Raw genomic sequence first — 21799 nt, forward strand, 5'->3', positions numbered from 1 at the left:
CCCCCCCGGTGCTCAGGCCTCGGGTCCTGGCCCGTCCTCGACGATCAGCGGGTAGACACCGTTCTCGTCGTGCACCTCACGACCGGTGACGGGCGGGGTGAACACGCAGACCATCCGCATCTCCTCGTCCGCCTCGAGCCGGTGCTTCTCGTGGCCGTCGAGCAGGTAGAGGAACCCGTCCGAGACCTCGTGGACCTCGTCCGTCCCCAGGTCGGTGAGCCGGCCACGGCCACCCACGCAGTAGACCGCCTCGACGTGGTGGGCATACCAGAACTCGCTGCTGGTGCCCGCGTGGATGGTGGTCTCGTGCAGGGAGAAGCCGACCTTCTCCTGGGCCAGCACCATGCGCCGGGACCGCCAGTTCGGCTCCTGGACGTCACGGTCGGTGCCGTCGAGGTCGTCGATGTGCAGGGTGTACACGGGTCCTCCTGAGGTCGTCGTCGGTGCCCGGTGAATCTTACGGAGCGGCGCGCCGGGCGACCCAGCCGCGGGTTGTACCTTGTCCCCCACCAGCACCACGACCGGGAGAGCCATGCCGCAGCGACCCACCCCCCGTCCCGCCGGCGACCCGCACCTCGTCGTCCGCGGCATCCGCCGCTTCGACACCTCCCGGGGGTTCCGCGCGTTCATCCGCTACCTGCTGGTCCGGGGGAACCTCTCGGCCGGCGGGGTCACCATCTCCGCGCTGGTCTCCCTCACCGCCGGCCTGACCATCCTGGTCAACGGGTTCCGGGCGACGCTGGGCCGACAACCCGAGCTCTTCGACCGGGTGATCATGGCGATCAACACCGCCTTCCCGGGTCTGGTCGACGACGGCAGCAACAGCGGCATCATCGACCCGGACCGGCTGCTGCTGGAACGGTCCCTCACCTGGGCCACGATCATCTCGGTGCCGGTGCTGATCTGGACCGCCACCAACGTGATGACGGGGCTGCGCAACAGCATCCGGTCCATGTTCGGGCTCACCGGAGCGCCGCTGAGGCCGGTCCGCGGCAAGCTCTGGGACGCCGTCGGGGTGCTCCTGCTCGCCGGTGCGGTGCTGCTCTCCTCCGTCCTGGTCAGCGGCTCGACGAGGGTCGCCCGGACGGTGCTGGGGATGACCGAGATCAGCAACGACACCAGCCTGCTGCTGATCCGCTCGGCCGCCGTGCTCGTCGCCTTCGTGGTCGACGCGGTGGTCTTCTACCTGCTGTTCCGGGTCGCCGCCAAGGTGCGGATCCCGCTCGCCGACCGATGGAAGGGGGCGCTGCTCGGGGCCGCCGGATGGGGTGTCCTCCGCCTGGTCGGCACCCAGCTGGTCGGCGGCTGGGACAACCCGTTGATCGCCTCGTTCGCGGTGCTGGCGACCCTCATCGTGTGGATCAACCTGGGGCTGCGCTGGGTCCTGTACACCGCCGCGTGGACGGCGAACCCGCCGCACACCAAGCTGCCGGTCGTGCCGGGCGAGGTGCACGAGCGGGAGACCCCCAACTATGTCACCCAGTCCGCCCCGCACACCCTGGCGTGGCCGCACCACGAGGTGACCGGCACCCTCATCCCGCACGCCTCCGCCACCCCCGCCCCGAGCGCTGCGGATGCCCCCCGGGAGGTCGACACCCCACCGGACGCCGAGCGTCCCTAGGACGCGGGCGTCCCGTCTGCACGCCGGAGGTCCTCCCCGCTGGCCCCAGCCGGCCGCGGCATACGGTGTGGGTATGCACTCCCTCCGTGACGGCTCGCCCCTCCCCCACGTCGGCTTCGGCACCTACCCGCTGCGCGGAGAGGACGGGGTCAGCGCGATGGTCTCCGCCCTCGAGGCCGGCTACCGCTACCTGGACACCGCGGTGAACTACGAGAACGAGGTCGAGGTCGGCCAGGCGCTGCGCCGCAGCGGCCTGGACCGCTCCGAGGTGATGCTGGCCAGCAAGATCCCCGGTCGGGCGCATGCCCGGGACGAGGCGGTCGCCAGCATCGAGGCGAGCCTGCGGGCCCTGGACGTCGACCGCCTCGACGTCGCCCTGGTGCACTGGCCGAACCCCTCCCAGGGCCGCTACGTCGAGGCCTTCGAGGCGCTGCTGGAGTGCCGCGAACGGGGGTTGGTCCGCTGGGTGGGGACCAGCAACTACACCGAGGCCCACCTGCGGGAGGTGCTCGCCGCGACCGGGGAGTCCCCGGTGCTGAACCAGGTCGAGTGCCACCCGCTGTTCCCGCAGCAGGAGATGCTGGACATGCACCGGGAGCTGGGGATCCTGACCCAGGCCTGGAGTCCGCTGGGGAAACGGCAGGCGCAGTACGACGCCCCGGCCGTGGCCGAGGCTGCCGCACGCACCGGCGCCACACCGGCGCAGGTGATCCTGCGCTGGCACCTCGACCGTGGCGTCATGCCGCTGCCGAAGTCGGGGACGCCGGAGCGTCAACGGGCCAACCTCGACGTGCTCGACCTGCACCTCACCGAGGTCGAGGTCGCCGCCATCACCGCCCTCGGTCGTCCGGACGGACGGCTCTTCGGCGGTGACCCGGAGACCCACGAAGAGATGTGAGGCGCGGTCAGGACCCGGCGGTCAGGACCCCTGACCGCGGCCGGTGGCGGCCTGCAACCGGTCGATGTGCTCGGAGGCCTCCGCCTTGGTGAGGTTCGCGGAGATCTCCTCACCGGCCTGCTTGGCCAGCGTGTCCAGGTAGCTGCGCTGGGAGTCGGTCATCGGCTCCTCACCGGTCGTCCAGTCGGACGGGTCCTTCTCCAGCGAGGGGTTCTCCACGGGCTCGGTGGCGCCCAGGGTCTCACCGGAGTCGTTCGCGTCGTTCATGCCGTCGTTCATGTCAGGGGTGCTCGTCTCATCGGTCATGCTCCGGACGTTACGCGTCGCCACCGACAGACCCGGCGTGAGCCGGCCGGGACCCCGTAGCCTGGTGAGGTGACCTCCCCCCAGCCCCTGACCGCACGGGTCCTCGAGCGCGGCACGTCACGGCTCGTCGCCTACGACTTCGGCGCGCACCTGGCGAGCTGGGAGGTCGACGGTCGCCCCGTCGTGCGGCTGGCAGAGCAGGCGGTCCTGGACGGCAGCCGGGCGATCCGTGGCGGCATACCCCTGTGCTTCCCCTGGTTCGCGGACGGCCCCCGCGGCACCCAGTCCCCCAGCCACGGTGTGGTCCGCACCACGACCTGGCGCCCAGCGCCGCCCACCGGCACCGAGATCTGGGCCTGGGAGCTGACCAGCGACGACGTCGCCGGGGCACCCGGCCATGAGCACCTGGACGGTCCCTTCGCCCTCCGGTATGCCGTCTCCCTGGCCGACACCGCACACGCTCCCCGGCTGCAGGTCGAGCTGGTGGTCAGCAACCCCGGGGACACGCCCGTGCGGATGGAGGCGGCGCTGCACACCTACCTCGCGGTGGCCGATCTGACCCGGACGTCGATCACCGGACTCGACGGGGCGGCATACCTGGACAAGCTGGACGGGGTGCGCCGCCGCCAGGACGGTCCGGTCCACCTCGCCGGCGCGATCGACAACGTCTACGACTCCTCCGGCTCCCCGTGCGTGAGCGTCGACGACGGGGAACGCGTGCTCGACGTGCACGCCGCCGGAGCCACCCAGTGCGTGGTCTGGAACCCCGGCCCCGAGCAGGCCGCCACCATGAGCGACCTCGGCGACGCCGAGTGGCGGCGCTTCGTCTGCGTGGAGGCGGCGGCCACCGGCCAGCACGCCCTGCACCTGCCGCCCGGCGGGTCGCATAGGTTGGGCTGCACCGTCACGGTGCAGCAGGACACCGCGGCGCCGTAGATCGGAGGGTCATGCAGGGCGACAGGGACGAGGAGGGCCGGTCCGGCTCTCAGGGGGACGGGACCGCGGGCGTCGCGGACCCGGAGGGTCCGCACCACGAGGAACGGGTGACCGATGCCGGTGCCCGGCGTCCCGAGCCGGACCTGACCGAGGACGACGAACCCGGCGCCCCATCGGCGCCGTCCGCTCCCCCCGCGGTCGACCCGCGTGACGAGGCGGAAGCGGTCGACCGGGGAGCCCTGATCCTGCAGGGCTTGCGGGGGGCGGCCGGCTGGGCCTGGCGGTTCCTGCTGGTGGCCCTCGCGCTGGCCGTGATCTTCTACCTCATCGGCCGGGTCTGGGTGGGCGTGCTGCCGATCATCCTGGCGCTCATCGTCAGCTCGGTGCTGTGGCCCTTCGTCAGCTGGCTGCGTGCCCGACGGATCCCCTCCGGCCTGGCCTCGGCCATCGTGCTGGTGGGCGCCCTGGGGATCTTCACCGGCATCATCGCCCTGATCGCCCCCGGCATCGCCGAACAGTCACGCCGGGTCGCCGACAGCGCCGCCGGCGGGCTGGACATCGTGCTGGACTGGCTGGCCGGTCCCCCGCTGAACCTGGAGAACGAGCAGCTCAACGAGTACGTCAACACCGTCGCCGGGTGGCTCGAGTCCCGGTCCAGCGAGCTGGCCTCCGGCGCACTGTCGACGATCACCGCGGTCGGCTCCATCCTCATCACCACGGTGCTGGTGCTGGTGCTGACCTTCTTCTTCCTCAAGGACGGCTCCTCCTTCCTGCCCTGGCTGCGGACCACGGTGGGGCGCACCGCCGGCCTCTACCTGACCGAGGCCCTGGCCCGGGTCTGGGTCACCCTGGGCGGGTTCCTGCGGGCCCAGGCCGTGGTCGCCGCGGTCGACGCGGTCTTCATCGGCCTCGGGCTGGTCCTGCTGCAGGTCCCGCTGGCGTTCGCGCTGGCGGTCATCACCTTCTTCCTCGCCTTCATCCCCATCGTGGGCGCCTTCGTGGCCGGAGGCCTCGCGGTGCTGGTGGCGCTGGTCTCCTCCGGGTGGGTGACGGCCCTGTGGGTGCTGCTCATCGTGATCGGTGTCCAGCAGGCCGAGAGCACCTTCGTCGCCCCCCTGATGCACAGCCGGGTGATGTCGATGCACCCGGTGATCGTGCTGCTCGGGGTCGCTGCCGGTGGCACCCTGTGGGGCATCCTGGGCGCCTTCCTGGCGGTGCCGGTGCTGGCCTCGGTGCTGACCGTCCTGCGCTACGGCAGCGAACACCTGGACCTGCGCACCGGGAAGGTGCACGTCAGCGACCTGCGGCACATCACCCAGCAGGGCGCCCAGGCGGCCCAGCTGGCCGAGAGCTCGGCCCCGGTGTTCCGCCTCCGGGCGCAGCGGGCATACCTGCAGGCCGAGGACGAACGGGGTGCGGCCCAGGTCGCCATGCTGGACCGCACCACCGAGCTGGCCGCCTCGCTGCGCGACCGCTTCCTGACCCCGATCCTGCGGCGCGAGAAGGGCGACCCCGACCCGTCCGTCGCCCGCAAGGACAAGGGGACGGCCCCCGCGGAGCCGCCCCCGGAGCAGGGACAGTCGCACTGACCCGGCGCACCACCCTGGGGCCTGCGCCACCGGCCCAGGACGCGACGATCCCCCGGCGGTTCACCGCCGGGGGATCCTCGTGTCTCGGGAGCAGGTCGGGCCTGCGGGACCCACCAGTTACTTGGTGGCGTCCTTCCAGGCGTCCTTGACGTTCTCGCCGGCCTTCTTGGCGTTGGCGCTCGTCTGGTCGGCCTGGCCCTCGGCTTCCACCCGCTCGTTGTCGGTGGCGTCGCCGTAGGCCTCCTTCGCCTTGCCCTTGGCCTGCTCGGCGGCGTTCGAGATCTTGTCTCCGATACCCATGCTGGGCTCCTTCCTGTCGACTAGGAGACAGCCTGCGCTCTGTCCGCCGCCGCCGCAACCGCAACCGACTCCCCCGGTGTCCCCGCGCTCCGGTGGACGGCGTGCTCCCCGGCCTACGATGGCGCCATGACGACGACGCCGGTGCTGCGCGCCGACCCCTCGGCGGAGCGCACCAGGGCCCACCAGCGCGCCTTCGGCTGGTACGACTGGGCCAACTCCGCGTACGTGACCACCACCGGCACGGTGCTCATCGCGCCGTACCTCACCTCGCTGGCCCGGGCCGACGCCTGCCCGGACCTCGCCGACGGCGAGCAGTGCCGGACCATGCTGTCGGTGCTCGGGGTGCCGGTCGCGGTCGGCTCGGTCGCGCCCTACACGATCACCGTCGCCACCCTGGTCTCCGCAATCGCGCTGCTCTTCGTGGGAGCGATCGCGGACCGGCACCCGCGACCGACGTGGCTGCTGGGGGGGCTGGCCTGGGTCGGCGCCACCGCGGCCGGTGCGATGTTCTTCCTGGACGGCAGCAACTGGGAGCTGGGCGTCGGCCTCATCATCGTGGCCAATTTGTGCCTGGGCGCGTCCACGGTCGTCTACGACGCCCTGCTGGTGCGGGTCGCCGCACCCGACGACCGCGACAAGGTGTCCTCACGGGCCTGGGCGCTGGGGTACCTCGGCGGGGGGATCCTGCTCGCCCTCAACCTCGTCCTCATGCAGGTGCACGAGACGTTCGGGATCTCCTACACGATGGCGGTCCGGATCAACCTGCTGTCGGCCGGCCTGTGGTGGGCGCTGTTCACGCTGATCCCGGTGATCGGCCTGCGTCGCCTCCGAGGCACCACCGCCGCCCCGGTGGAGCGGTCGGCAGGAATCGTCGGGGGGTCGGTCGCGCAGCTGCGGACCACCTTCGGCGAGCTGCGCCGCTACCCGCACACGCTGCTGTTCCTGCTGGCCTACCTCTTCTTCAACGACGGCATCCAGACCGTCATCTCCTCGGCCAGCCTCTACGGCAGCGAGGCGCTCGGCTTCGACACCAGCCAGCTCATCATCACCATCCTGCTGGTCCAGTTCGTCGCCTTCGGCGGGGCGCTGGCCTTCGGCGTCATCGCCGGACGCATCGGGGCGAAGCGGACGGTGCTGGGCGGGATCGTGATGTGGACCCTGGTGGTGACCTTCGCCTACTTCGTCCCGGCAGGGGCGTTCGGGATCTGGCTGGTCTGCGCCGTCTTCATCGGCACCGTCATGGGAGGCACCCAGGCGCTGTCGCGCTCGCTGTACTCCCAGCTCGTGCCGGCCGGCAAGGAGTCCTCGTTCTTCAGCTTCTACCAGGCCATGGAGCGTGGGACCAGCTGGTTCGGCACGCTCGCCTTCGGTCTGACCTACCAGCTCACCGGCTCCTACCGCCCGGCCATCCTGGTGACGCTCGCCTTCTTCGTGGCGGGGGGCCTGATCCTCACCCGGGTCAACATGCGGCGCGGGATCGAGATGGCCGGCAACGAGCAGCCGCGCGTCGTCTGAGCCGGGACCGACGACGGACGGGGCGTAGCACCAGGTGGTGCCACGCCCCGTCCGGGATGTCTCAGGTCAGGCGCTGCGCTTGCGGCTGGGCTTCTCGCCGCGCATCTGGCGCAGCAGGGCCAGCCGCTCCTCGAGGAGCTCCTCGAGCTCGGGCACGGAACGGCGCTCGAGCAGCATGTCCCAGTGGGTGCGCTGGGGCTTGGTCGCCTTCAGCTCCGGCTCAGGGCCGTTCTCGAGCTTGGCGTCCAGACCGCACCGGCACTCCCAGAGCGGGGGGACCTCGGCCTCGACCGAGAAGGGCAGCTCGCTGACGTGCCCGTCCGGGCAGACGTAGCGGCTGATCGCACGGTCGCTGAAGGTGACGCCCTCATCGCTCTCGAACGAGAGCCAGCTGAGGTTGGTACCGCGGAGGGACCTCTCTGCCATGTGTGTTGCACTCCCATCGTGTCCAGGACACGGGTGATCTAGACGGTTGAAGTCGAGCTGTGACCCGCCGGTCGGCGCCGACGGCGCGCAGTGTCCACGATGGTCAACGTGTGTCCTGCGCCCCATGTTCCCCGTGCGGGGACGGCACACCGGCGCCGTCACCGTGCTGCAGGGGGACATTTCAGTGTAGCGGCGACCGACGGTATGCCGCCAGTCGGCGCTCAGGGGCCGAGCGGCGTGGTCCGTGGTCCGGCTGTCGGGTCCCCCGGTCCGGGCTCGTCGGCGATGACCTCGCCGTCGATCACGTCACCCCGTCCCGGCCGGCGTCGATCGGCGTCCGGGCGGGAGCCGGCGGGACCGGGCTGTCCCCCGGCCACCACCAGCACCCGGCTGGCGACCACGGTCTGCAGCAGCCGGCGGGCCAGCGGCCGGGTGAACGGCAGCACCAGCATCAGGGCGAAGACGTCGGTGACGAAGCCGGGCAGCAGCAGCAGCACGCCGCCGACCATCAGCAGGATGGCATCGGTGACCTCGTCGGCCGGCATCCGGCCGGAGTTGACGGCCTTCTGCAGCGCCCGGTAGGTGCGACCGCTCTCGCGCTTCGCCAACCACGACCCGGCCACCGCCAGGGCGACGATGAGCCCGAGGGTCCACCACAGGCCGATGGCGCGACCCACCAGGACGAGGACGACGATCTCGACGACCGGCAGCAGCACCAGCAGCAGGAGCACCCACCGCAGCGCACCACCCCGGCGGGCCCGGCCCGGGGATCCGGGGGGCGAGGTCGCGGACGATGGTCGGGACGTGTGGGTCACGGGGCCTCCTCGAGGTACTGCCATCGAGAACGGCCCCGGCGCCCCAGGTGTTCCCGCAGCTGCCGGGTGCGCCGGCGCACCGCCCATACCCCGACCATGAGCACCGCCTCGCGCACGATGGCGTCGTTCATCTTGGAGGTGCCCTCCTCACGCTCGACGAAGGCGACCGGCACCTCCACCACGGCCAGGCCGTGCTCCAGCGCCCGCACGGTGAGGTCGACCTGGAAGCAGTAGCCCTGGGAGGCGACGTCGCCGGTGGTGATCTCGCGCAGCCCGGACGTCCGGTAGACCCGGAAACCCGCGGTGGAGTCGTGCACCGGTATGCCGAGGGCGAGCCGGGCGTAGGTGTTGGCCCCCACCGAGAGCACCTTGCGGTGCAGCGGCCACCGGTGCACCGACCCGCCGGGCACCCAGCGCGAGCCGATGACCACGTCCGCGCCCGCGTCCGCCGCGGACAGCAGTGCCGGCAGCTGCTCCGGCTGGTGCGAGCCGTCGGCGTCCATCTCGACGACCGCGTCGTAGCCCTGCTGCTGGGCCCAGGCGAAGCCGGCCAGGTAGGCCGGGCCCAGCCCCTCCTTGCCGGCCCGGTGCAGCACGTGCACCTGTGGGTCGCTCCGGGCCATCACGTCCGCCAGGTCCCCCGTGCCGTCCGGGCTCGCGTCGTCGATCACCAGCACGTCGACCCGCGGGACGGCACGGCGCAGTCGCGCCACCACCTTGGGCAGGGAGTGGGCCTCGTCATAGGTGGGGATGCACACGCAGACGCGGCGCAGCGGGCTCGGTGAGGTCACCGGCGCAGCCTAACGAGTGCGGCGTCGCAGCATCCCCAGCACCACCAGCACCAGGGCGGCGGGCACCACCCAGGGCCCGGTGCTCACCGCGGGGGTGAGCTCCGTGCGCAGGGGCACCTCCCCCTCCAGCATGGCCCGGGTGAAGAGCCCGGTGCGCTCGTGCACGGTGCCGTCCGGACTGATCAGGCCGGAGACGCCGACGTTGCTGATGTGCACCACGGAGCGGCCGTACTCGACCGCGCGGACGCGGGAGGCGGCCAGGTGCTGCACCGACTGGTCCCCTTCGCCGAACCAGGCGTTGCTGGTGGGGACCACGATCAGCTCGGCACCACCGGTCACCAGGTCCCGGACGGCCGGGTCGACGACCACCTCGAAGCAGATGCCCAGTCCCAGGTCGACCTGACGCCCCTCCCCCAGGTCCACCGCCATGGTGCCCGGCTCGTCACCGGCCTCGAAGTCGGTGATCCGGTCCACCCAGGGCGAGAGGTGGCGGACCAGCGGACGCAGCGGCATCTCCTCGCCGAAAGGGGCGAGGTAAACCTTCTGGTAGGTGTCCTCGATGCCGACCCCGGGCTGCATCTCGAAGACCATGTTGCGGGGGGCACCGTCCGCGCTGCGTGAGGTGGCGCCGAGCAGCACCGGGGCGTCCACCGCGTCCACGCTGGCCATGATCCGCTCCGTGGTGGCGACGCCGGTGCTCTCGGCCACCGGGTCCAGGTCGCTGGCCCCCTCCGGCCACAGGACCAGGTCCGGCGCGGGTGAGGTGCCGGCACGGACCCGTTCGGCCAGGTCGTCGGTCATGTCCGTGTAGCGCTGGAGCATCGCTCCCCGGTCCGCGCTCAGGGTGCGGGTGAAGCCCGGCGGCAGGTCCCCCTGGACGGCGGCGACCGCGAGGTCCTCGCCCTCCGTGGGCCGCGGCACGAGGAGAGGCGCGAAGGTCAGCGCGAGCGCGGTCAGCACCATCAGCCCGGCCCGGGCCGGCGTGCGGTGGGTCCCGTGCCAAAGGACGAGCTGAGCGGCCCGGGCGAGCAGCCCGCCGACCAGGGCCACCAGGAACCCCAGGCCGGTGACGGCCACCAGCGAGGCCGCCGCCAGCATCGGGCTGTCGGCCTGGCTGAAGCCGAGCCGGGCCCAGGGGAAGCCGCCGAAGGGGGTGACCGCGCGGGCATACTCCATCAGCACCCAGGCGGCGGCGCCGACGACGGGACGGATCGCTCCGCCGCGCTGCAGGAAGGCCAGGAGCAGGCCGAGCGCGGCCGGGTAGAGGGCGGACACCGCGCTCATCCCCAGCCAGGGCGCGGCGCCGGCGTAGGTCCCGGCCCAGGTGAACATGGGGGCGTACCAGGTCAGACCCAGCAGCAGTCCCGCCGCGAAGCCGGTGCGCAGGCTCGCTCCGGCGCAGGCCACCGCCAGGGCGCCGCATCCCACGGGGGCGAGCCACCACAGGTCGTAGCCGGGGAACGCCAGCCACAGGGCGACTCCGCCCAGGGTCGCGGTCAGCAGGCGGAGGGGCAGCAGCACCCCGGCAGGGTACGGGGCCAGGCTGGGAGGACGGGGGTGCCGTCCCCCGGCTCCCCCGCCCCCGGCCTGTCCTCGGACATGGCCGGACCCCGGCACCTTTGGGGCCGGTCCGTGAGCGGCTGGTGGCCGTCACGATCCCGTTGTCTACTCGGCGCTCGGGGTCCTGGCTTCCCCTGCGCGGACGGCTGGCGCCCGCGGGGACCAGACGAACGTAGGTTGCCCGTCGGTCCCGTGTCAACAGCCTGCTGACCTGCGCGGATGGTCCGTCGACGCAGGTCAGGCGGAAGACGCCGCAGCAGGTCTTGACGAGGTCTTTGCCGAGTCGGCGGCGTGTCGGAGGGCGACACGCCGGACGGCCCGAAAGCCTGGTGCCGCAGGCGCCGCACGGGGGCGGGCGCCTTGTCGCGGGCAGTTCATCCTGTCAAAGTAGATAGTTGCGAGACATCCTCCTGTAGATTCTAGATTTTGCAGGAAGATGTCCGTAGTCTGAGCACATGAGCGAGATCATCGAGCAGCCGTACGCCTATCGCCACCGCGAGCTCGTGGAGCCCGACTGGACCCGGATCCCGGGGTGGAAGGACGTCACCGCGCAGCAGTGGGCGGATGTGCAGTGGCAGCGGGTGAGCTGCGTCAAGAACCTCAAGCAGCTGCGCACCGTCATGGGCGACCTGCTCACCGAGGGCTTCTACGCCGACCTGGAGCGTGACCAGGAGCAGCGGGCGACCATGTCGATGCTGCTGCCCCCGCAGATGCTCAACACCATGGTCAGCGAGCAGACCTGGGCCGACGGGCGGATGCCGTCCGCGGGCGAGGAGTTCACGGCCGCCTTCTACGCGGACCCGGTTCGGCGCTACATGCTCCCGGTGTTCTCGGACCGCCGCACCGACTGGGCCTCGCACCCGTACGCCACCCGGGACAGCCTGCACGAGCACGACATGTGGGTCGCCGAAGGGTTGACCCACCGGTACCCCACCAAGGTGCTGGCCGAGATGCTGCCCACCTGCCCTCAGTACTGCGGGCACTGCACCCGGATGGACCTGGTGGGCAACTCCACCCCGACCGTCACCAAGCTCAAGCTGGCGGGCAAGCCGGTGGACCGGCATACCGCGATCCTGGACTACCTGCGTGCCACCCCCGGCGTGCGGGACGTGGTCGTCTCCGGCGGCGACGTGGCCAACATGCCCTGGCGCAGCCTGGAGGCGTGGCTGGACAAGCTGCTCGACATCGAGAACATCCGGGACGTGCGGCTGGCCACCAAGGCGCTGATGGGGATGCCGCAGCACTGGCTGGCCCCGGACACCGTCGAGGGCGTGGCCAGGGTCGCCGGCAAGGCGCGGGAGCGTGGCGTCGGGCTGGCCATCCACACCCACATCAACGCCGCGCAGTCGGTGACCCCGCTGGTGGCGCAGGCCAGCAGGACGATGCTGGAGGCGGGGATCCGCGACGTGCGCAACCAGGGGGTGCTGATGCGGGGCGTCAACGACACCTCCGCACAGCTCCTCGACCTGTGCTTCGCGATGGCGGACGACGCGATGATCACGCCGTACTACTTCTACATGTGCGACATGATCCCCTACAGCGAGCACTGGCGGGTCTCGCTCGCGCACGCGCAGTACCTGCAGCACTCGATGCTCGGCTACCTGCCCGGCTTCTCCACCCCGCGGATCGTCTGCGACGTGCCCTTCGTCGGCAAGCGCTGGGTGCACCAGGTCGACACCTACGACACCGAGCGCGGTATCTCCTACTGGCGGAAGAACTACCGGACCTCGATCGAGGCCGAGGACGTCGACGTGACCAGCGCCGAGTACGTCTACTACGACCCGATCGACACCCTGCCGACCAGCGGGCAGGAGTGGTGGCGCCAGCACGCTGCCGAGACCGTGCCGGACGCCGAGGAGGCCGCGCACGAGCAGGCCGCCGCGTCGCGCCGGGCCTCGGTGGACCAGCTCACCTCCTCCTGACCGATCGGCCCACCCTCCACTCCCCCATTCTTCGACCGAGCGTCACTTGTGGTTGCTGCGCGACTGCATACCCTGAGCCAGTGGCGAAGAAGAAGGACATCGGAGGCACCCCGGCGACCGTCGCGCTGACGCGGGCAGGCATGGAGTATGCCGTCCGGACCTATGCGCACGACCCGGCGGCGCCGTCCTACGGCATGGAGGCCGCCGAGGCGCTGGGCGTCGAACCGGCCCGAGTCTTCAAGACGCTCCTGGTGGACTCCGAGCAGGGCCTGGCCGTCGGAGTCGTGCCGGTGGACGCCCAGCTCGACCTCAAGGCGATGGCGGCGGCACTGGGCGTCAAGAAGGTGTCGATGGCCGACCCGGCTGTGGCGGAGCGCTCTACCGGGTATGTCGTCGGCGGGATCAGTCCGATCGGTCAGCGCAAGGCGCTGGTCACCATCATCGACGAGTCGGCTCTGGACCACGGGACCGTCCTGGTGAGCGGCGGGCGGCGCGGCACCGACCTCGAGCTGGCCCCGTCGGACCTGCTCGCCGCGACCCGGGGTCGTACCGCTGTGCTGGCACGCCGCCGGTGAGCAACCACGACCGACGCTCGGTGGGTCCGGGAGCAACCACGGGCGACGCTCGGTCAGGAGGGGGCGGGGTCGACATCGAGCGGCAGGTGGCCGAGGCGGTCTTCCCAGGGCGTCGACAGCACGATCGTGGTGTTGGTGGAGCAGGAGCCCTCCTGCCGGATCCTGCCCAGCAGCTCCTCCAGGTCCTGCGGACGCGGCACCCGGATGAGCAGCACGTAGTTCTCGTCGCCGGCCACGGACCAGCACGCGACGATCTCCTCGATGTGCGCGAGCCGCTCCGGGATGTCGTCGTCGGCGGCCGGGTCGAAGGGGGTCACCGACATGAGCGCCGTCAGCGGCAGCCCCACCGCCGCGTAGTCCACCACCGCCCGGTAGCCGGTGATGATGCCCCGCTCCTCCAACCGCTTGACCCGCTGGTGCACCGCCGAGGTGGACAGCCCCACCTGCCGTCCGAGGTCGGTGAAACTGGCGCGCCCGTCCTGCGCGAGGACTCTGACGATGTGACGGTCCAGCGGCTCCATGCGCCTCAGCCTAGTGCGCGTCCGCCCCTTGACCCCCGCGCCCCGGGCCGTCCTCGCGGTGACGCGAACCGCCGACCCTCGACGCCCACACGAGGGTGGCGACGAGCATGAGGGCCAGCACCAGGGTGGGCATACCCAGGCGGATGATCACGCCGTAGTCGGGGCCCGGCGGTCGCAGCAGCGGGTTGTCCCCGGCGGCGGTGTCCCACAGCGGGCCGAAGAGCAGCGCCGCGCATCCAGCCAGCACGGCCAGCAGCACGATCCACGGAAGACGACGACTCCACACCCCTCCCACGCTAGCCGACGACCACTAGGCTGTGGCGCCATGACGACGACGGGTGTGACACCGCCTCAGCTCCTGCTGCTCGACACGGCCTCCCTCTACTTCCGTGCCTACTTCGGGATGAAGGACCTGCGGGAGACGCCGGACGGCACCGCCACCAACGCGGTCCGCGGGATGGTCGACATGATCGCGACCCTGGTCACCCGCTTCTCCCCCACCCACCTGGCGTGCTGCTGGGACAACGACTGGCGACCTGACTTCCGGGTGCAGGCCATTCCCTCCTACAAGTCTCACCGTCTGGTCGAGGGTTCTCAGGAGAAGGAGGAGGCTCCACCTCAGCTCGAGGTCCAGGTGCCGGTCATCCGGACGGTGCTGGACGCGGTCGGCATACCGATCCTCGGGGCGGACGGCTACGAGGCGGACGATGTGATCGGCACCCTGACCGCACGGCACCGGGGGCGGCTCCCGGTCGGCGTCGTGACCGGGGACCGCGACCTCTTCCAGCTGGTCGACGACGAGGCGGGGGTCACCGTCATCTACACCGCGAAGCAGGGGGTCCGCGACGCGGAGGAGATCCACCAGCAGGACCTGCGCAGCCGGTACGGGGTGGGCACCGGCCGGGCCTACGCCGAGATGGCGATGCTGCGCGGCGACACCTCCGACGGGCTCCCCGGGGTGAAAGGCATCGGTGACAAGACCGCCGCCGCGCTGATCGAGCAGTACGGCTCGCTCGCCGCGATCCGCGCTGCCGTGGACGCCGGCGACCCCGCGATCAAGGGGGCCCGGCGGACCCACCTCGAGGCGGGGGCCGACTACCTGGACGCGGCGCCCCTGGTGGTCCTGGTCGCCGAGGACGCACCCGTGGCCGACGTGCCCCTGACCCTGCCGCGCGAGCTGGCCGACCCGGAGACCCTCCAGCGGTTGATCGAGACCTACGACCTGGGCAACCCGGTCGGGCGGCTGATGCGCGCCCTGTCGATCACTCCCTGACACAGCAGCCACCCAGCCGACGAGGATATCGTCCTGGACGATGAGCCTGACCCCGACCCGACCCCTGCCGACCTCGCCGGAGGCCCCGCTGCCGCCCGCCGAGGACGTCCGGCGCGCCCCGGGTCGTGGGCTGGTCGTCCTCGGAGTGCTCGGCACCACCTTGCTGTATGCGCTTGCGGTGCTGACGTACCCCGGTCAGCGGGTCGACAACGCTCTGATGGAGGCGGTCGGCCTCTGGGATCGGACATGGTGGCCCGTGCCCAATCCCTACCTGCTGCTCGCCGGCAGCGGCTTGCTCGCTCTGCTCGGGCTGGTCCGCAGATGGCGCACCGGACTTGCCGTTGCGGCGTCCGTGTCCCTGCTGATGATCTCCACGCAGGTGCTCAAGGCCTGGCTGCCGAGGCCGCACCTGGCCGACCAGTGGGTCATAGACAACTCCTTCCCCAGCGGGCACACCGGTGCCGCGGCCGCCCTCGGGGTAGCCCTGTTGCTGGTCGTTCCGCGTTCGTGGATCGTGCCGGCCGCCGTGCTGGGCAGCGCAGCGACGTCCTACATGGGACTCGTCGTGACGATGCACGCCTACCACCGACCCAGCGACGTGATCGCCTCGGCGCTCCTCGCGGTTGCCGCCCTGGGCGTCGGTCTCCTGGTGCGCGGGCGAGGACCCTCGACCGCGGTACGCCGGACCTAGCCGACGCGCTCGAAGACGGCGGCCAGGCCCTGGCCACCGCCGATGCACATGGTCTCCAGCGCGAACCGCCCCTCGCGCCGTCGCAGCTCGTGGGCGAGGGTCGCCAGGATGCGGGCGCCGGTAGACCCGACCGGGTGCCCGAGCGAGATGCCGGAGCCGTTGACGTTGAGCCGGTCCCACTGCCCGGGGTCGGCCATCCCCCACTCGGTGAGCACCGCCAGGGCCTGCGCCGCGAAGGCCTCGTTGAGCTCGATCAGGTCCATCTCCCCCAGCGTCAGACCTGCCCGGTCCAGCGCGGCCGCGGTCGCCGGGACCGGCCCGATCCCCATCGTCTCGGGTGCGACCCCGGCGACCGCCCAGGAGCGCAGCGCGAGCATCGGCTCCAGCCCGCTGGCCTCGGCCTGCTCGCGGGTCGTCACCACGCAGAGCGCGGCGGCGTCGTTCTGGCCGCTCGCGTTGCCGGCCGTCACCGTGGCCTCCGGGTCCTGACGGCCCATGATCGGCCGGAGGCCGGCCAGGGTGGCGGCGTCGGTGTCCGGGCGGATGTGCTCGTCGGTGTCCACGAGGTGAGTCCCCTTCCGGGTATGCACCTGGACCGGGACCAGCTCGGCATCGAAGCGCCCCGCCCGCTGGGCGGCCGCAGCGGCGTGGTGGGAACGTACGGCGAGCTCGTCCTGCGCCGCACGGGTGATCCCGTAGTCACGCCGCAGGTTCTCGGCCGTCTCGATCATCCCGCCCGGGATGGGGTGGTGCTCACCACCGGCGGTCGAGCGGGCCCGCGCCAGCCGGTCGGCCAGGTCGACCCCGGCCCCGCGCACCCCCTGGCGGAGCAGGGCGTAGTGCTCGACCTGGCTCATCGACTCCGCACCGCCGGCGACGACGAGGCGGCTGGCGCCGGTGGCCACCTGTCCCGCAGCGGTGAGCACCGCCTGCAGGCCGGACCCGCAGCGCCGGTCCAGCTGCATACCCGGGGCTCGGTCGAGACCGGCGTTGAGGGCGACCAGCCGGCCCAGTGCAGGGATCTCGCCCGAGGGGTTGGCGTTGCCGAGCACGACGTCGTCGACGTCGCCGTCCGACAGGCCGGTGCGCTCGAGGAGCGCGGTCAGCAGCTGGGTGCCCAGGTCGGCGGCGGTGAGGCCGGCGAGGCTCCCCAGGAAGCCGCCGACCGGGGTGCGCAACGGAGAACAGATGACGATCTCGGGCATACCGACACTGTATGCCGGGGTGGTGGCGACACAACGCGCGCCCGGTGGGTGCACAGCGCGCGCCCGGTCGGAGCACAGCGCGCGCCCGGTCGGGAGAAGGGGGAAGGGGAAAGGGGCCAGTTGCTCGCGGGAGGGGACAGGGTCAGTCGAGGCGGTCGGCGGCCACCACGCCGCGCAGCATGGCGTCGGTGGCCCGGCGCGCGGTCTTCGCCACCGGGGCGTCCGCGGCCTGGGCGATCTGCCCGAGCAGGTCGATCACCTGCTTGGCCCGACGCACGAAGTCACCGGCGGACAGGCTGCCCGAGCGCAGGACCTCCTCCAGGCCGCGCCCGGAGGCCCAGCGGTGCACCATCCAGCTGATCCCCGGGTCCAGCTCCCGGTCCCCGGTGAGGTCGTGCGCGAGCTTGCCGAGCTGCACCTCCTGCCAGATCGAGGCCATCTCCCCCAGCGCCTCGGCGACCTCCACGCTCGGTGTCGGCGGGTCGCTGGTCTCGTCGCCGCGGGCCTCGTGGATCAGCGCCGAGACGACGGAGGCCAGATCGGCCGGGGTGAGCCGGGCCCAGGTGTCGCGGCGCAGGGCCTCGGCGACGACCAGGTCCAGCTCGGTGTAGATCCGGCGCAGCCGCTCCCCCTCCGGGGTCACCTGCTGCCCGTCTGCGCTCAGGTAGCCCAACGAGCTGAGCTGGTCGCAGATCCGTTCGAACGTGGAGGCCACCGTCGTGGTCCGGTGCGCCACCCGACGCTGCAGGTCGTCGGTCTCCTTGCGCACCTGCCACCACCGGGCCGACCAGCGGGCGTGATCCTCGCGCTCAGGGCAGCCGTGGCACGGGTGGGCCCGCAGCTGGGCCCGCAGGTCGTCGACCTGGCTCTCCGAGGCGGGCCCGGTCCCGGACGCACTGCCGCCCCTCGCCCCGTCCCCCGACCCACCGCGTGCTCGCCCGGGGATCGGCTCGGGCACGGTGTCCCGCAGGGCGGAGGCCAGGTCCTTTCGGGCCTTGGGGCTGCGCTCGTTGAAGTGCTGGGGCACCCGGAGCGTGCCGATCACCTCGGGCACGTCCCGGAAGCCGGCGATGGTCACCCGCTGCAGCCGCCCGTTGGAGGTCAGCACGGTCGGCTCCGGGCTCGCCGAGCGACCGCGCGGCCCCTTGAGCACCACCGCCATGGTCCCCTTGCGTCCACCCTCGAGCTGGATCACCTGTCCCGGAGCGAGCTCCTCCAGCGCCGCGCCGATGTCGCTGCGCCGTTGGGCCTGCCGGGTCCGGGCCAGCTTCTTCTCCAGCTCGGAGAGCCGGTGCCGCAGCGTCCCGTACTCTCGGAAGTCGCCGCGCTCGCAGTGCATCGCCTCGGCATACCCGGTCAGCGCCTCGGTGTTCTGCCTGATCTGCGTGGTCAGCCCGACCACCGACCGGTCCGCCTGGAACTGCGCGAACGAGGACTGCAGCAGCTCGTGCGCCATGTCGCGCCCGTACTGCGCCACCAGGTTGACCGCCATGTTGGAGCTGGGCCGGAACGAGCTGCGCAACGGGTAGGTGCGGGTCGAGGCCAGCCCGGCGACGTCCATGGGGTCCACCCCGCGGCGCCACAGCACCACCGCGTGCCCCTCGACGTCGATGCCCCGCCGCCCGGCGCGCCCGGTGAGCTGGGTGTACTCGGCCGGGGTGACCGGCGCGTGCGTCTCCCCGTTGAACTTCACCAGCTTCTCCAGCACCACGGTGCGGGCCGGCATGTTGATCCCCAGCGCCAGCGTCTCGGTGGCGAAGACCGCGCGCACCTGGCCGTCGGTGAACAGCTCCTCGACGATCTCCCGGAAGAGCGGCAGCATCCCCGCGTGGTGCGCCGCGTAGCCGCGCGCCAGGCCCTCGACGAAGTCGTGGTAGCCGAGCACGCCCAGGTCCGCGGGGTCGACCTCGGCGACGCGGCGCGTGACCAGGTCCCGGATCTGGCGCCCCTGCTCCTCGGGGATCAGCCGCGCCCCGCGGCCGAGCAGCTGCTGGACGGCCGCATCGCACCCGGCCCGGCTGAAGATGAAGGTGATCGCGGGCAGCAGCCCGTCCCGGTCCAGCCGCTCGATGACCTGGGCCCGGCTCGCCACTCCCCCGGGCAGCGAGCCACGTGCGGGTCCGTCGGGGTATGCCGTCGCACCGCCGTAGCCGCCCCCGGCGCGGTGGTCGTCACGCCGGTCGGAGCGACCGCCACGGCCCCGGCCACCCTTGGCTCCCCGGCCGCCGCGCCCGCCCCGGGGCTCTCCCCGTCGGCCACGCGGTGCGCCGTGGTCCTCCCGGCGCCACCCACGATCGGTCTGGGCGGAGCGCTCGGCGGTGCTGATCGCCTGCACCAGCTCGGGGTTCACCCTGGTCGTGCCCCCGGGCTCCCCGGCGGTGGCCCGGGCCATCCCGTCGGTGACGAAGAGGTCCATCATCCGCTGGCCGACCATCATGTGCTGCCAGAGCGGCACCGGGCGGTGCTCGGAGACGATCACCCGCATCGAGGCCGGGTCGCCTCCGCCGCGCACCTGGCGCAGCCAGTCACCGAACTCCTCGGCGTTGCTGACCGTCGCCGACAGGGAGACCACCTGCACCGACGGGGGCAGGTGGATGATGACCTCCTCCCAGACCGCGCCGCGCCACCGGTCCGCCAGGTAGTGCACCTCGTCCATGACGACGAACCCGAGCCCGACCAGGGTGGTGGAGGCGGAGTACATCATGTTGCGCAGCACCTCGGTGGTCATCACCACCACCGGCGCCTCGCCGTTGATGGAGGCGTCCCCGGTGAGCAGGCCCACGTTCTCGGCACCGTGCCGCGCCACCAGGTCGTGGTACTTCTGGTTCGACAGCGCCTTGATCGGGGTCGTGTAGAACGCCTTGCGCCCGGTCTCCAGGGCCAGCGCCACCGCGAACTCGCCGACGACGGTCTTCCCGGCCCCGGTGGGCGCGGCCACCAGCACCCCGGCGCCGTCCTGGACGGCCTCGATCGCCTCCACCTGGAACGGGTCGAGCTCCAGACCCAGGTCCTGGGCGAAGCGGCCGGCGGGGGTGGTGAGCCTGGCCGCCCGCGCCCGGGAGGCGGCGTAGCGCTCGGCGGGGGAGGACATGCTCCCCAGGCTACGTCAGCGTCGGTGCGACGACCTGCAGGGAGGCAGGGTCGACCCGCACGGTGAGCGGCAACGGACCCACCGGCTCGCCGTCGCCGTGCGCGAGCACCCCGCCCGGGCCCTCGACGTGAACCTCGACGTGGACCTCCCGGGCCTGCACGATCCGCACCGCCGGGTGTCCGGTATGCCGTCCCGCCCGGACCGCGCGCAGCAGCCCGAGCGCCTCCCGCGGCCCGACCGGGGAGATGACGACCAGGTCCAGCAGCCCGTCGGTGGGGTCCGCCCGGGGCGCCAGCGGCAACCCGCCGCCGAGGTAGGCCATGTTGGCCGGGGCCAGCACCAGCGCGTCCACCGTCTGCGGGGCACCGTCCACGGTGAGCCGGAAGCGCAGCGGCGGGCGACGGCCCAGCAGGGCCACCTCCACCAGGGCCGCCAGGGTGTACGAGGCCGCTCCGAGCCGGCGCGGCCAGGCGTCCGCGCGGGCCGCGATCCGGGCGTCCAGCGCGCAGTTGACCGAACCCAGCACGTGCCGGCCCGGCTCCGGCAGCCAGAGGGTGTCCACGGTGCGGCGGGTGTCCGCCCGCAGCACCGCCACGACGCCGGCCGCGTCGCCCGCGCCACGACCCACCGGGATCCCGAGCGAGCGGGCGTTGTCGTTGCCGGTGCCCCCGGGCAGGATCCCCAGCGCCGTCGGGGTGCCGGCGCACAGGTCGGTGCCCATGCTGACCAGCCCGTCCCCGCCGGCCACCACCAGCACGTCCAGCCCGTCGGCGACCAGTGCCGCGCAGGCGGCCCGGGCCTGCGCGAGGGTGTCGGCGGCCACCTCGACCACCTGGTGGCCGTCGGCCCGGAGCAGGGTGATCAGCCCCGCCGGCCGGGTGGAGCGCCGCCGCCCGTGCGCGACGGCATACCTCATGACAGGGGGGTGGCCTCGTCCGGGGAGAGACCGGCATACCGGTCCCCGCCCTTGCGTGCGCGGCGCTTCTCGAGCAGGAAGGAGAAGCCGACCGCGCACCAGAACAGCGCGAAGACCGGGGAGGCCATCGCCAGCATCGTCCAGGCGCTGGGGTCCGGGGTCATGAAGGCGGAGAAGATGAGGATGCAGAAGAGGGTGATCCGCCAGCTGTTGCGCATGGCGCGAGCGGGCAGGATGCCGATCTGGTTGAGCCCCACCAGCACCACCGGCAGCAGGAACGCGATGCCGAAGGCGAGCATGAAGTAGAGCCACAGCGAGAGGAACTCGCTGGCGCCGGGCAGGTTGGCGATGCCCTCCGGGGTGAACGCGAGCAGGATCGCGACCAGCCGCGGGAAGGTGAACGCGGCCAGCGCCGCACCAGCGAAGAAGAGCGGGATGGAGACGAAGAAGTAGGACAGCGCGATCCGCCGCTCCTTCGGCGTCAGGCCGGGCATCAGGAACGCCCAGATCTGCCACAGCCAGATCGGGCTGGACAGCAGGATCCCGCTGAAGATCGCCACCCGCAGCTGCATCGCGAACGGCTCGGTGATGTTCTGGAAGCGCAGCGCCACCGCCTCGTCACCGCGCTCGGCGGCGACCGCCTCGATCGGGGCGATGACCACCGTGATGATCTCGTCGTACCAGTACCACCCGACCACGGACAGCAGGGCGACCGCGATGACGCTGACCGTCAGCCGGTTGCGCAGCTCGCGCAGGTGGTCCCGCAGGGACATCCGTCCCTCGGGGTCCTTGGCGCGCCGCCGGGCGCCGAGCGTGGGTGCCACCTCAGGGGTATGCGTGGGGCCGGG

At 72.2% G+C, this 21799-nt stretch carries 22 protein-coding genes; 9 read left to right on the forward strand and 13 right to left on the reverse strand.

The window, feature by feature from the left end:
- Positions 1–12: 12 nt before the first annotated feature.
- A complete protein-coding gene (locus tag ACI3EY_RS10490; protein ID WP_405040379.1) occupies positions 13–420 on the reverse strand; it encodes an ectoine synthase in 408 nt (135 codons plus the stop codon).
- A 112-nt stretch (positions 421–532) separates the two neighbouring features.
- Between ACI3EY_RS10490 and ACI3EY_RS10495 the strand changes: the two genes are divergently transcribed.
- Together ACI3EY_RS10495 and ACI3EY_RS10500 are read left to right on the forward strand one after the other, a co-directional pair.
- Entirely contained in the window at positions 533–1621 is a 1089-nt protein-coding gene (locus ACI3EY_RS10495) for a YihY/virulence factor BrkB family protein (protein WP_405040380.1), read from the forward strand.
- Between the two features lie 73 nt (positions 1622–1694).
- Positions 1695–2519 carry an aldo/keto reductase gene (locus ACI3EY_RS10500; protein ID WP_405040381.1) on the forward strand — a complete coding sequence of 275 codons (825 nt, stop codon included), beginning with the start codon at positions 1695–1697 and terminating at the stop codon, positions 2517–2519.
- A gap of 21 nt (positions 2520–2540) precedes the next feature.
- Here the strand turns inward: ACI3EY_RS10500 and ACI3EY_RS10505 are convergent, their stop codons facing one another.
- Positions 2541–2825: a DUF3072 domain-containing protein gene (locus ACI3EY_RS10505; protein WP_405040382.1), complete on the reverse strand. Its 285-nt coding sequence runs from the start codon at positions 2823–2825 to the stop codon at positions 2541–2543.
- A 69-nt stretch (positions 2826–2894) separates the two neighbouring features.
- Between ACI3EY_RS10505 and ACI3EY_RS10510 the strand changes: the two genes are divergently transcribed.
- A complete protein-coding gene (locus ACI3EY_RS10510; protein WP_405040383.1) occupies positions 2895–3761 on the forward strand; it encodes a D-hexose-6-phosphate mutarotase in 867 nt (288 codons plus the stop codon).
- 11 nt (positions 3762–3772) lie between these two features.
- The gene (locus ACI3EY_RS10515) at positions 3773–5350 is read left to right on the forward strand and encodes an AI-2E family transporter (protein ID WP_405040384.1); all 1578 of its coding nucleotides are present in this window, start codon (positions 3773–3775) and stop codon (positions 5348–5350) included.
- 117 nt (positions 5351–5467) lie between these two features.
- Here ACI3EY_RS10515 and ACI3EY_RS10520 read toward each other — a convergent pair whose 3' ends face one another.
- The gene (locus ACI3EY_RS10520; protein WP_405037210.1) at positions 5468–5650 is read right to left on the reverse strand and encodes a CsbD family protein; all 183 of its coding nucleotides are present in this window, start codon (positions 5648–5650) and stop codon (positions 5468–5470) included.
- A 126-nt stretch (positions 5651–5776) separates the two neighbouring features.
- On the opposite strand from ACI3EY_RS10520, the gene ACI3EY_RS10525 reads away from it, so the two are divergent.
- Complete coding sequence (locus ACI3EY_RS10525) at positions 5777–7165, forward strand: MFS transporter (protein WP_405037211.1); 1389 nt, start codon at positions 5777–5779, stop codon at positions 7163–7165.
- Positions 7166–7231: 66 nt separating this feature from the next.
- On the opposite strand, the gene ACI3EY_RS10530 is transcribed toward ACI3EY_RS10525, so the two are convergent.
- From ACI3EY_RS10530 to lnt, 4 genes are all read right to left on the reverse strand, one after another.
- The gene (locus tag ACI3EY_RS10530) at positions 7232–7591 is read right to left on the reverse strand and encodes an RNA polymerase-binding protein RbpA (protein WP_405037212.1); all 360 of its coding nucleotides are present in this window, start codon (positions 7589–7591) and stop codon (positions 7232–7234) included.
- 221 nt (positions 7592–7812) lie between these two features.
- On the reverse strand, positions 7813–8406 hold the full coding sequence (locus ACI3EY_RS10535) for an FxsA family protein (RefSeq protein WP_405040385.1): 594 nt from the start codon (positions 8404–8406) through the stop codon (positions 7813–7815).
- Positions 8403–9197 (reverse strand): polyprenol monophosphomannose synthase, encoded by a 795-nt coding sequence (locus ACI3EY_RS10540; protein WP_405040386.1) that lies wholly within the window; start codon positions 9195–9197, stop codon positions 8403–8405. Before ACI3EY_RS10540 ends, ACI3EY_RS10535 begins: the two co-directional genes overlap by 4 nt.
- Before the next feature lie 9 nt (positions 9198–9206).
- Positions 9207–10718: an apolipoprotein N-acyltransferase gene (gene lnt, locus ACI3EY_RS10545; protein WP_405040387.1), complete on the reverse strand. Its 1512-nt coding sequence runs from the start codon at positions 10716–10718 to the stop codon at positions 9207–9209.
- Positions 10719–11212: 494 nt separating this feature from the next.
- Between lnt and ACI3EY_RS10550 the strand changes: the two genes are divergently transcribed.
- Together ACI3EY_RS10550 and ybaK are read left to right on the forward strand one after the other, a co-directional pair.
- Positions 11213–12679: a KamA family radical SAM protein gene (locus tag ACI3EY_RS10550; RefSeq protein WP_405040388.1), complete on the forward strand. Its 1467-nt coding sequence runs from the start codon at positions 11213–11215 to the stop codon at positions 12677–12679.
- An 80-nt stretch (positions 12680–12759) separates the two neighbouring features.
- On the forward strand, positions 12760–13254 hold the full coding sequence (ybaK, locus tag ACI3EY_RS10555) for a Cys-tRNA(Pro) deacylase (RefSeq protein WP_405037217.1): 495 nt from the start codon (positions 12760–12762) through the stop codon (positions 13252–13254).
- Between the two features lie 53 nt (positions 13255–13307).
- Here ybaK and ACI3EY_RS10560 read toward each other — a convergent pair whose 3' ends face one another.
- Complete coding sequence (locus ACI3EY_RS10560) at positions 13308–13775, reverse strand: Lrp/AsnC family transcriptional regulator (protein ID WP_405040389.1); 468 nt, start codon at positions 13773–13775, stop codon at positions 13308–13310.
- Between the two features lie 10 nt (positions 13776–13785).
- A complete protein-coding gene (locus tag ACI3EY_RS10565) occupies positions 13786–14061 on the reverse strand; it encodes a hypothetical protein (protein ID WP_405037219.1) in 276 nt (91 codons plus the stop codon).
- A gap of 39 nt (positions 14062–14100) precedes the next feature.
- Between ACI3EY_RS10565 and ACI3EY_RS10570 the strand changes: the two genes are divergently transcribed.
- Positions 14101–15048 carry a 5'-3' exonuclease gene (locus tag ACI3EY_RS10570; RefSeq protein ID WP_405037220.1) on the forward strand — a complete coding sequence of 316 codons (948 nt, stop codon included), beginning with the start codon at positions 14101–14103 and terminating at the stop codon, positions 15046–15048.
- A 40-nt stretch (positions 15049–15088) separates the two neighbouring features.
- Positions 15089–15739: a phosphatase PAP2 family protein gene (locus ACI3EY_RS10575; protein WP_405040390.1), complete on the forward strand. Its 651-nt coding sequence runs from the start codon at positions 15089–15091 to the stop codon at positions 15737–15739.
- Here ACI3EY_RS10575 and ACI3EY_RS10580 read toward each other — a convergent pair.
- From ACI3EY_RS10580 to tatC, 4 genes are all read right to left on the reverse strand, one after another.
- The gene (locus ACI3EY_RS10580) at positions 15736–16944 is read right to left on the reverse strand and encodes an acetyl-CoA C-acetyltransferase (protein ID WP_405037222.1); all 1209 of its coding nucleotides are present in this window, start codon (positions 16942–16944) and stop codon (positions 15736–15738) included. The two genes, ACI3EY_RS10575 and ACI3EY_RS10580, sit on opposite strands and share 4 nt — an antisense overlap.
- 142 nt (positions 16945–17086) lie before the next feature.
- The gene (locus ACI3EY_RS10585) at positions 17087–20035 is read right to left on the reverse strand and encodes a DEAD/DEAH box helicase (RefSeq protein WP_405040391.1); all 2949 of its coding nucleotides are present in this window, start codon (positions 20033–20035) and stop codon (positions 17087–17089) included.
- A 10-nt stretch (positions 20036–20045) separates the two neighbouring features.
- A complete protein-coding gene (locus tag ACI3EY_RS10590) occupies positions 20046–20951 on the reverse strand; it encodes a diacylglycerol/lipid kinase family protein (protein ID WP_405037224.1) in 906 nt (301 codons plus the stop codon).
- A complete protein-coding gene (gene tatC, locus ACI3EY_RS10595) occupies positions 20948–21775 on the reverse strand; it encodes a twin-arginine translocase subunit TatC (protein ID WP_405040392.1) in 828 nt (275 codons plus the stop codon). Before tatC ends, ACI3EY_RS10590 begins: the two co-directional genes overlap by 4 nt.
- Positions 21776–21799 lie beyond the last annotated feature (24 nt).

The sequence above is a fragment of the Serinicoccus shuyuelongi genome (assembly GCF_045032955.1).
In the GTDB taxonomy this organism is placed as follows: Bacteria; Actinomycetota; Actinomycetes; order Actinomycetales; family Dermatophilaceae; genus Ornithinicoccus.